The following is a 10,226-nucleotide window of genomic DNA, read 5'->3' on the forward strand; positions in this document are numbered from 1 at the left end:
GCTATCGAGGTAGTCCGGTGATCGATGATGATGGCTACCGCCCGAATGTTGGTATCGTAATCTGTAATCGTCAGGGGCAGGTCTTATGGGCTCGCCGTTACGGTCAGCACTCCTGGCAGTTTCCCCAAGGTGGGATAAACCCTGGCGAAACGCCTGAGCAAGCCATGTACCGTGAGCTGTTCGAGGAAGTAGGGTTGAATAAAAAGGATGTGCGTATCCTGGCTTCAACCCGTAACTGGTTGCGCTATAAATTGCCAAAACGTTTGGTGCGTTGGGACACAAAGCCGGTATGTATCGGCCAAAAACAGAAATGGTTTCTGTTGCAGTTAATGTGCAATGACGCGGACATCAACATGCAACGCAGTAGCACGCCAGAGTTTGATGGTTGGCGCTGGGTGAGCTTTTGGTATCCGGTGCGCCAGGTGGTGTCATTCAAACGTGATGTCTATCGCCGGGTGATGAAAGAATTTGCCGCCACCGTAATGCCAATGCAAGAGCAGGCAGCACAGCGGCAGGCTCCCGCTTATCGCCGAAAGAGAGGTTAAGTTAAGCAGACTATGCTGACGCGCTTGCGAGAAATTGTTGAGAAGGTGGCCGCAGCGGCCAGTTTGACAGATTCGCTGGATCTTTTAGTCAACGAAACCTGTCTGGCGATGGATACGGAAGTTTGTTCCATTTATCTGGCTGATAACGATCGCCGCTGCTACTACCTAATGGCGACACGCGGGCTCAAGAAACCGCGTGGGCGCACTATTGCGTTAGCATTTGATGAAGGTGTGGTTGGGTTGGTTGGACGGCGTGCCGAACCTATCAACTTGGCCGATGCCCAAAGTCACCCCAGCTTCAAATATGTTCCCCAAGTGAAAGAGGATCGTTTCCGATCCTTCCTCGGCGTACCGATTATTCATCGCCGACAGTTGCTTGGGGTGCTGGTGGTGCAGCAGCGTGAGCTGCGTCAATTCGACGAAAGCGAAGAATCCTTCTTAGTGACCTTGGCCACGCAAATGGCCGGCATCCTCTCGCAGTCACAACTCAATGCAATTTTCGGTCAGTATCGCCAAACGCGTATCCGAGCTCTGGCGGCATCGCCGGGCGTTGCGGTCGCTGAAGGGTGGCAAGACAGCAGCCAGCCGTCGCTTGATCAGGTTTATCAGGCTTCGACGCTGGATACCGCCAGCGAACGTGAACGCTTGACGCAGGCGTTGGAAGAGGCTGGTGCCGAGTTTCGTCGATTCAGTAAACGTTTTGCCGCCAGTTCGCAAAAAGAAAGCGCGGCGATTTTCGATCTCTACTCTCACTTGCTTAACGATGCGCGTCTCAAACGCGAATTATTTGCTGAGGTTGATGGTGGCGCCGTCGCTGAATGGGCAGTGAAACAGGTGATTGAAGCCTTTGCTGCGCAGTTCGCTAACCTGCAAGATGCCTATATGCGTGAACGCGCCAGCGATCTACGCGCGTTAGGGCAGCGGTTGTTATTCCATCTCGATGATACCACTCAAGGTGCCAGCCAGTGGCCAGCGCGTTTCATTCTGGTGGCGGATGAACTGACCGCAACTCTGTTGGCGGAAGTGCCACAAGAGCGTTTGGTCGGTGTGGTGGTGCGTGATGGTGCCGCCAACTCACACGCCGCTATTTTGGTACGGGCGATGGGCGTGCCGACGGTGATGGGTGCTGATATTCAGCCTTCGTTGCTTAACCAGCGTTTGCTGATCGTTGATGGTTATCGCGGTGAGTTGTTAGTCGATCCTGAACCAGTTTTAGTGCAGGAATATCAGCGGCTAATCAACGAAGAGATTGAACTTAGCAAGCTGGCGGAAGACGACGTTGAGCAACCGGCAGCATTGAAAACCGGCGAGCGAGTTCAGGTGTTGCTGAACGCAGGTCTGAGCCCTGAACATGAACAATTGTTAGGCGGACGTGTCGATGGCGTCGGTTTGTACCGTACCGAAATTCCGTTCATGTTACAGAGCGGTTTCCCATCAGAAGAAGAACAAGTGGCGCAGTATCAGGGCATGTTGCAACTGTACCCGAGCAAACCTGTCACCTTGCGCACGCTGGATATCGGCTCTGACAAACAACTGCCGTACATGCCGATCAGTGAAGAAAACCCGTGTCTTGGCTGGCGGGGTATTCGCGTAACGCTGGATCAACCAGAAATATTTTTGGTCCAAGTACGTGCCATGCTACGAGCCAATGCAGGGACTGGCAATCTGGGTATTCTGCTGCCGATGGTCACCAGTCTGGAAGAGATTGACGAAGCCAAACGCTTGATCGATCGCGCTGGGTGTGAGGTGGAAGAAGATCTGGGTTACGAGATCCCGAAACCGAAAATCGGTGTCATGTTGGAAGTGCCATCGATGATCTTCCTGATCCCGTATCTGGTGGGGCGAGTGGATTTCATTTCGGTGGGCACCAACGATCTGACGCAATATTTGTTAGCGGTCGATCGTAACAATACCCGAGTGGCCTCGTTGTACGACAGTTTGCATCCCTCGATGTTGAAGGTGTTGAAACTGATCATCGAACAGGGGAACGCTGCAGGATTGTACGTTAGCCTCTGTGGCGAACTGGCGGGAGATCCAATGGGGGCTTTGTTATTGGTCGGTATGGGGTATCGCAACCTGAGTATGAACGGACGTAGCGTCGCGCGAATCAAATATCTTCTGCGGCATATCGAACTTGCTGATGCCGAATTGTTGGCGCAACGGGTACTGAACGCCCAAATGACCACCGAAGTACGCCATTTGGTCGCGGCCTTTATGGAGCGTCGTGGTATGGGTGGTCTGATCCGCGGTGGTAAGTAAGCTGCAGGCTGACTGATTTTTTTACAGAACTTTTCCCGGATGACCAATCCGGGCAAGCGTAAGCCTATGTTATGATGCGCAACCTTAAGTGCACATGCCATTGTCGCACTTGGCACCTGCCGCCCCCGGATGGGGAAGAATAAATAGACATATTGTGGTGATAGATGAGCACTAGCTATCTGGCGTTTCCTAAATTTGATCCGGTAATTTTCTCGATCGGCCCGGTATCCCTGCATTGGTACGGTTTGATGTACCTAGTAGGTTTTGTTTTTGCCATGTGGCTGGCAATTCGTCGCGCTAACAAGCCCGGCAGTGGCTGGACCAAAGACGAAGTAGAAAACCTGCTGTATGCTGGTTTCCTTGGGGTGTTTGTCGGTGGCCGCGTCGGTTATGTGTTGTTCTATAACCTGCCATTGTTCTTGGAAAACCCGCTGTATCTGTTCAAAGTCTGGGATGGCGGAATGTCATTCCACGGCGGTCTGATTGGCGTGATCTTGGTGATGTTCTGGTTCGCCCGTCGTACCAAACGCACTTTCTTCCAAGTTTCTGATTTTATTGCTCCGCTGATCCCATTTGGCTTGGGCGCAGGTCGTCTTGGTAACTTCATCAACGGTGAGCTTTGGGGCCGCGTTACTACCGACGTACCTTGGGCTATGTTGTTCCCAGGTTCGCGCAGCGAAGATATCGCGATTGCGGCAGCCGATCCGAAATGGCTACCGTTGCTGAACCAGTATGGAGTGCTACCGCGTCACCCATCGCAGCTGTATGAGTTGCTGTTGGAAGGCGTAGTACTGTTCATCATCCTGAACCTGTTTATCCGTAAGTCGCGCCCAATGGGGGCGGTATCTGGCCTGTTCCTGATCGGTTATGGCGCATTCCGTATCATCGTTGAATCATTCCGCCAACCGGATGCGCAACTTGGCCTGTTCGACGGTGTGATCAGCATGGGGCAGATCCTGTCTATCCCGATGGTTATCGCCGGTATTATTATGATGGTTTGGGCGTATCGTCGTCGCCCTGCGCAACAACAGTCGTGAGGAAAAATGAAACAGTATCTGGATTTGATGAAAACCGTGCTCGAAACGGGCACCCCTAAAGCCGACCGTACCGGCACCGGCACGTTGTCGATTTTCGGCCACCAGATGCGTTTCAATTTGCAGGAAGGTTTTCCGCTGGTGACGACCAAAAAATGCCACTTGCGTTCGATCATTCATGAGCTGTTGTGGTTCTTGAATGGCGATACCAATGTTGCTTATCTGCGCGAGAATAACGTCACTATTTGGGACGAGTGGGCAGATGAAAACGGCGATTTAGGGCCGGTTTATGGCAAACAATGGCGTGCTTGGGGCGCAGCTGATGGTCGTCAAATCGATCAGTTGAGCAATGTGTTGCAGCAGTTGAAACAAGATCCTGACTCACGTCGTATTATTGTTTCTGCTTGGAACGTGGGTGAATTGGATAAGATGGCGTTGGCACCGTGCCATGCATTCTTCCAGTTCTATGTCGCCGATGGCAAGCTCTCTTGCCAGCTGTATCAGCGTTCGTGCGATGTGTTCCTCGGTCTGCCATTCAATATCGCCAGCTATGCGCTGTTAGTGCATATGATGGCGCAGCAGTGTGATTTGGAAGTTGGTGATTTTGTTTGGACTGGTGGTGATACCCATCTGTACAGCAACCACATGGAACAAACTCATTTGCAACTGACTCGCGAACCACGTTCATTGCCGAAACTGGTGATCAAACGTAAACCTGCATCATTGTTTGATTATCGCTTCGAAGATTTTGAAATCGAAGGTTACGATCCGCATCCGCCGATCAAGGCTCCGGTCGCAGTCTGATCCTCACGATATCATCAGCGTGATACCAAGGGCTGGACATTTGTCTGGCCCTTTTTATTTGCTTCATTCTTCTTCCGGTTCTCCCCTCTACTTTTGCGAAACTCACCGCATTTCATTTTGAAGTTTCAGCCGTTGCACAAAAACTTTGCGTAGCGTTTTCCAAGCTCGCCAAATGCCGCTAGGCAAGGTTTTTTAGCCGATTAAACTCAGCGCCATGAACGAATATTTAACTGATAAATGGCGCCGCCAATGTGGAATGACAATGATTGAATTGCTAGTCGTTATGACTTTGGCCGGGATGCTCACCAGTTGGGGCGTGAGTCATTGGCGCCACTACCAACAGGCATTGCGTTTGGAACATACCGCTCAACAACTGTTGGCATTTCTGGGGCGACTACAAAACGACGCTAATTGGCGCAACCGAACCGCATTACTGTGGATAAAAATGGGTAATCCTTGGTGTGTTGGCAGCGGTGAAGTGCCAGCTAATTGCTCACTCGGTGAGGGTTGGGTGTTTAAACCCGATTATCAGGATGTGGAACTGGTGGGCTTTACGCAAAAGGAGATGGGGTTTTATGGATTGCGTAACAATGCGCAGGCTGGGCATATCCAGCTTAGTAACGGAGCAGGGCAACTTCGGTTGGTGTTGTCCGCGAAAGGACGGTTACGGCTGTGTAGTGAAGGGCAAGCCGTGCGGGGGATTACCCCATGCCAGCCTTAGAACGCGGTTTTACTCTGCCGGAAGTCATGCTAGCGATGACCTTTGGCAGCCTGATTGCGTTGGCTGCGGCTAAAACCTATCCGCTGCTGCGGCAACAAAGTGTTTATGTGGGGCAACATTATCGATTGGAGTCTGTCCTGCGCCAATTAGCATTTGGTATTGAAAAAGACCTGAGGCGTACCGGTTTTTGCGCCGGGCAATGCCAAGGGAGAGCATTATTGATCTCCCATGCTGAGGGCGAGATTGCGGGCAGTTGCGTGATTGTTGCCTACGATCTTAACCGCAATGGGCGTTGGGAAAGCAGTGGCGCGGAGGCCGAATATTTTGGCTATCGCCTACGGCAAGGTGCATTAGAAGGGCAACGTGGTGTTAGCCAATGCCGGGGAAATCATTGGGAACGGTTGCTCGATCAAGAAGAAATACAGATTGATACTTTTAGTGTGAGTGTTCAGCCAGAAAGCGTAGGGCGTGTACCTATCATACTGACGCTGGGTGGGCGCTCTACGGTACACGAGGGGATCCAGCGTAGCCTAAGTTGGGTTGTGAGTATGGAGGCGCAATGAGGTTACATCAGCAACAAGGTGGTAGCACGTTGGCGGCGGTGATGCTGTTACTCGTCATGGGGTTGATGTTACTGAATGCCCAGCATCGGCAAATGGATAGCGCTTTGTTACTTGCAGCCGATCAGCAACGTTATCTGCAAGCCTATAATCAGGCAGCATCGTCGTTGAACTGGGGATTGGTACAAACTTGGCCTGCTGCCAGACTCAATAATGCTGGATGGTTTTGCCAGCGTCAGGTGGGGGACTCTCTCCAAGCTTGCGCCCGGCTTTCTGCACGAACGGGCATCGTGTTACTACGCGGTCGTGGTGGAAAAGAAGGCGATGAACCTTTGTGGTTATATCAGCTCACCATACCGGGTAATGCGGGGGGATTGATCGCAGAAAAAGGCGGTTGGTTAGATTTTTGCCCGGAAAAGAAAGAGGATGCCTGTGCAGGATAAACGGCGTCATTTACAAACCAATCAACAAGGGTTCAGCTTGCCAGAGGTATTGATCGCCGCTTTGTTATTCGCGGTATCGTTGCTCGGCCTGTTACAATACCATCAGGTATTATTGCAAGGTTTTCAGCGCCAATGGCAGTATCGACAAGCTTGGACGTTGGCGCATCAGCAGTTGGAGCGCTTTGCCGCCAGCGGAAAAACTGAAGGTGAAGCTCCATCTGGTTGGCAGCAAGATATTCAGTTGCATACCGCTGAAACCTCATGCCAACGGTTAACGATAAAAATACAAACGCCACAGCGGCAGCAAGTGCAGCTTAGTCGCTGGTTTTGCGCCCTGCCATAATACGGGTTTTGAAGGAGCCAAATGTTCACGGTTTACCACTCCAATCAGTTGGATCTGTTGAAAACGCTAACCAGTGCGTTGATAGCCCGCGAGCCATTGGCCGATCCTTTCCAACAGGAAGTGGTGTTGGTGCAAAGCCCCGGCATGGCGCAGTGGCTGCAAATGCAATTGGCGCAGCAGTTTGGCATTGCTGCCAATATAGCCTTTCCGCTACCCGCCACTTTCATCTGGGATATGTTCACCAAGGTGTTACCGGGTATCCCGAAGGAAAGTGCCTTCAGCAAAGATGCCATGACCTGGAAGCTGATGTGGCTGTTGCCGGAAATGCTGACACGACCTGAATTCGCGTCATTACAGCATTACTTGAGTGACGACGGTGATAAACGCAAGATTCACCAATTGGCTGGCCGCGTCGCGGATCTGTTTGACCAATATCTGGTTTATCGCCCTCAGTGGTTAGAAAGCTGGCTGTGTGGCGAACAGGTTGAAGGGCTGGCTGAAGCACAGCAATGGCAAGCACCGCTTTGGGCACGATTGGTGGAGTACACCGAAGAATTAGGCCAGCCGGAATGGCACCGTGCCAACTTGTACCACCGCTTTATCAATGAACTAGAAAAGGCGAAAACCTGCCCTGTGGGTTTACCACCGCGAGTGTTTATCTGTGGTATATCCGCTTTGCCACCAGTGTATTTGTCGGCATTACAAGCACTGGGTAAACATATTGATATTCACCTGATGTTTACCAACCCTTGCCGTTACTACTGGGGTGATATTCAAAGTCAGTCATTTTTGGCGAAGCTGCAAAGTCGCCGTCGCAAGCATTATCGCGAGACTACGGAACATGCCTTATTCCGCGATCCTGATAACGCTGCCAGCTTGTTCAATGAACAAGGTGAACAGGATTTACCGAACCCGCTGTTAGCCTCTTGGGGAAAACTGGGGCGTGATAATCACTTCCTACTTTCCCAGATGGAATCTGCACAGGAAGTGTTCGCTTTTGTTGATGTTCCTGCCGATAACCTGCTGCATGGCATTCAACACGATATGCTGGAATTGAAAAACAGCGCCATTATTGGAACGACACCTGAAACGTTAGAACGTAGTGATAACAAGCGATTGCTTGATCCGCAGGATCGTTCCTTTAGTCTCCATGCCTGCCACAGTCCGCAGCGTGAAGTTGAAGTGTTGCACGATCAGCTACTGACCATACTGGCGGAAGATCCTTCTCTTACGGTGCGCGACATCATCGTGATGGTGGCGGATATTGATAGCTACACCCCTTATATTCAAGCGGTGTTTGGCAATGCTTCCGGCGAACGTTATTTACCGTTTGCCATCTCTGACCGCAAAGCCCGGCAAGCGCATCCGGCGCTACAGGCGTTTATTGCTTTGCTCGATCTGCCGCAAAGCCGTTTTACCTCTGAACAGGTTTTGGCGCTGCTGGAGGTTCCGGCGTTAGCGGCACGTTTCTCCATTCAAGAAGATGGCCTGCGGTTGTTGCGGCATTGGGTGGGTGAATCGGGTATTCGCTGGGGGTTGGACGATGACAATGTGCGGGAGCTTGAGTTACCTGCTACCGGTCAGCACACCTGGCAATTTGGTATCACGCGTATGCTGCTGGGATACGCGATGGACAGTAACGTGGGTGATTGGCAAGGTGTGCTGCCGTATGATGAATCTAGCGGTTTAGTCGCAGAATTGGCCGGGCAGTTAGCGGAGTTGTTAGCGCAACTCAGTCATTGGCGACAGCTTTTGAGCGAGGTACGGCCACTCAGTGAATGGTTACCGCTTTGTCGTCAGTTGTTGGAGGCGTTCTTCGTTTCAGACGATGAGAGTGAAGTGGCGTTAGCACTGATCGAGCAACAATGGCAGAAAGTGATTAATTACGGGATTGATGCACAATATCCCGATGATGTGCCTTTGACCTTATTGCGCGATGAGCTCGCTGCACGGCTGGATCAGGAGCGTATCAGCCAACGTTTCCTCGCTGGGCAAATCAACTTCTGCACCCTGATGCCAATGCGTTCTATCCCATTCAAAGTGGTTTGTTTGTTGGGCATGAACGATGGTGTTTATCCACGCACTTTGCCACCGCTAGGTTTCGATTTAATGGCGCAGCAAGTACAACGTGGCGACCGTAGCCGTCGTGACGACGACCGTTATTTGTTCCTAGAAGCGATCCTCTCGGCGCAGCAACGGTTATATATCAGCTTTATTGGCCGTTCGATCCAAGACAACAAAGAACGTTATCCTTCGGTATTAGTGACGGAATTACTGGAATATCTGGAGCAAAGTTATCGCCTGCCGGGTGATGAAGTGCTGGATGCCGATAGCAGCGCCAAACGAGTGGGGAAACACTTACTCAATTGGCATGCCCGAATGCCGTTTGCCGCTGAGAATTTCTTACCGGGGAGTGAAGAGCAAAGCTATGCCGCAGAATGGCTACCTGCTGCTGATGGTCGCGGTGCGTCGCATCCGGCATTCAATCAACCGCTACTGAGTGAAGAAAAACTCCAAATCTCACTGGACGATCTGCTGCGTTTTTATCGTCACCCGATTCGGGCTTTCTTCCAGCTACGACTGGGCGTCAACTTTATTTTGGAAGAAACAGAACTGCCGGATGAAGAGCCTTTTACGCTGGATAACCTCAGTCGTTATCAGTTCAACAACCAACTGCTCAATACCCTGATTGAAGGGGAAGATGTCGCGCGTCTGTACCAACGTATTCGAGCCTCCGGTGGCCTGCCGTATGGTGCTTTTGGCGAGATATATTGGCAGAAACAGCAGGAAGAGATGGTCGAATTGGCTGAGCAGGTGCGCAGCGAGCGGGGTGAAAGTCACAGTCTGGAATTGGATATTGCCGTTGCTGGTGTGCGTATTACGGGCTGGTTGCATCAGGTTCAATCCGATGGCTTATTGCGGTGGCGGCCAGCAACCTTGTCAGCGGTTGATGGCATCCTATTATGGTTGGAACACTTAGTGTATTGCTGTGTAGGCGGAACCGGGGAAAGTCGTAGTTATGGACGTAAAAATTCGACTTGGCGTTTTGCCCCAATGCAACCAGAAGTGGCGCTAGAGCAGCTTGAACATTTGGTCGCGGGTTATCAACGAGGACTGAACCAACCGTTGATTTTGCTAAACAAAAGCGGTTGGGCGTGGTTAAGTCAGTGTTATCAGGCCGAGAGCCAGCAAATCGATTGGGATGAAGAGGTACAAACTAAAGCGCGGGCGAAGTTACTCCAAACTTGGCAAGGCGATCAGCGCGTACCGGGCGAAGGTGCCGATCCTTATATTCAGCGGGTGTTTCGCCAGTTAGATAATCATTATTTAGAGCAAATTCAGTTGGAAACAGAACGTTATCTGCTGCCGGTGGCACGGCATAACTTAGGGTAACAATCGTACAGTGGTGTTGACGTTGGGCGAGTGGTAAGAATAGTCAGTTTTTATATTCAACTATCGGGGTCATCCCCAGTCTTACATAACGTAAAGACATATAGTTTTAGTATTTTTTTCAGTG

At 51.3% G+C, this 10,226-nt stretch carries 9 protein-coding genes; all 9 read left to right on the top strand.

The window, feature by feature from the left end; all coding sequences use genetic code 11:
• The first annotated feature begins 17 nt into the window (after window positions 1-17).
• The 9 genes from rppH (at window position 18) to recC (ending at window position 10,102) form a co-directional block, all read left to right on the top strand.
• On the top strand, window positions 18-545 hold the full coding sequence (gene rppH / locus AC3ISQ_RS04960) for an RNA pyrophosphohydrolase (RefSeq protein ID WP_489351096.1): 528 nt from the start codon (window positions 18-20) through the stop codon (window positions 543-545).
• A gap of 12 nt (window positions 546-557) precedes the next feature.
• A complete protein-coding gene (gene ptsP, locus AC3ISQ_RS04965; protein WP_489351098.1) occupies window positions 558-2,804 on the top strand; it encodes a phosphoenolpyruvate--protein phosphotransferase in 2,247 nt (748 codons plus the stop codon).
• Between the two features lie 164 nt (window positions 2,805-2,968).
• Window positions 2,969-3,841, top strand: a complete 873-nt coding sequence (gene lgt, locus AC3ISQ_RS04970) for a prolipoprotein diacylglyceryl transferase (RefSeq protein ID WP_489351100.1) — start codon at window positions 2,969-2,971, stop codon at window positions 3,839-3,841.
• Window positions 3,842-3,847: 6 nt separating this feature from the next.
• A complete protein-coding gene (gene thyA / locus AC3ISQ_RS04975; RefSeq protein WP_489351101.1) occupies window positions 3,848-4,642 on the top strand; it encodes a thymidylate synthase in 795 nt (264 codons plus the stop codon).
• A 214-nt stretch (window positions 4,643-4,856) separates the two neighbouring features.
• Window positions 4,857-5,363, top strand: a complete 507-nt coding sequence (locus AC3ISQ_RS04980; RefSeq protein ID WP_489351103.1) for a prepilin peptidase-dependent protein — start codon at window positions 4,857-4,859, stop codon at window positions 5,361-5,363.
• The gene (locus AC3ISQ_RS04985) at window positions 5,351-5,926 is read left to right on the top strand and encodes a prepilin peptidase-dependent protein (RefSeq protein WP_489351105.1); all 576 of its coding nucleotides are present in this window, start codon (window positions 5,351-5,353) and stop codon (window positions 5,924-5,926) included. The genes AC3ISQ_RS04980 and AC3ISQ_RS04985 overlap by 13 nt, the downstream gene beginning before the upstream one ends.
• A complete protein-coding gene (locus AC3ISQ_RS04990) occupies window positions 5,923-6,366 on the top strand; it encodes a YgdB family protein (protein WP_489351107.1) in 444 nt (147 codons plus the stop codon). The genes AC3ISQ_RS04985 and AC3ISQ_RS04990 overlap by 4 nt, the downstream gene beginning before the upstream one ends.
• The gene (locus AC3ISQ_RS04995; protein WP_489351109.1) at window positions 6,356-6,709 is read left to right on the top strand and encodes a type IV pilus modification PilV family protein; all 354 of its coding nucleotides are present in this window, start codon (window positions 6,356-6,358) and stop codon (window positions 6,707-6,709) included. Before AC3ISQ_RS04990 ends, AC3ISQ_RS04995 begins: the two co-directional genes overlap by 11 nt.
• A 21-nt stretch (window positions 6,710-6,730) precedes the next feature.
• Entirely contained in the window at window positions 6,731-10,102 is a 3,372-nt protein-coding gene (recC, locus tag AC3ISQ_RS05000) for an exodeoxyribonuclease V subunit gamma (protein WP_489351111.1), read from the top strand.
• Window positions 10,103-10,226: the final 124 nt, after the last annotated feature.

It is taken from the genome of Serratia sp. KH_031 (genome assembly GCF_057839655.1).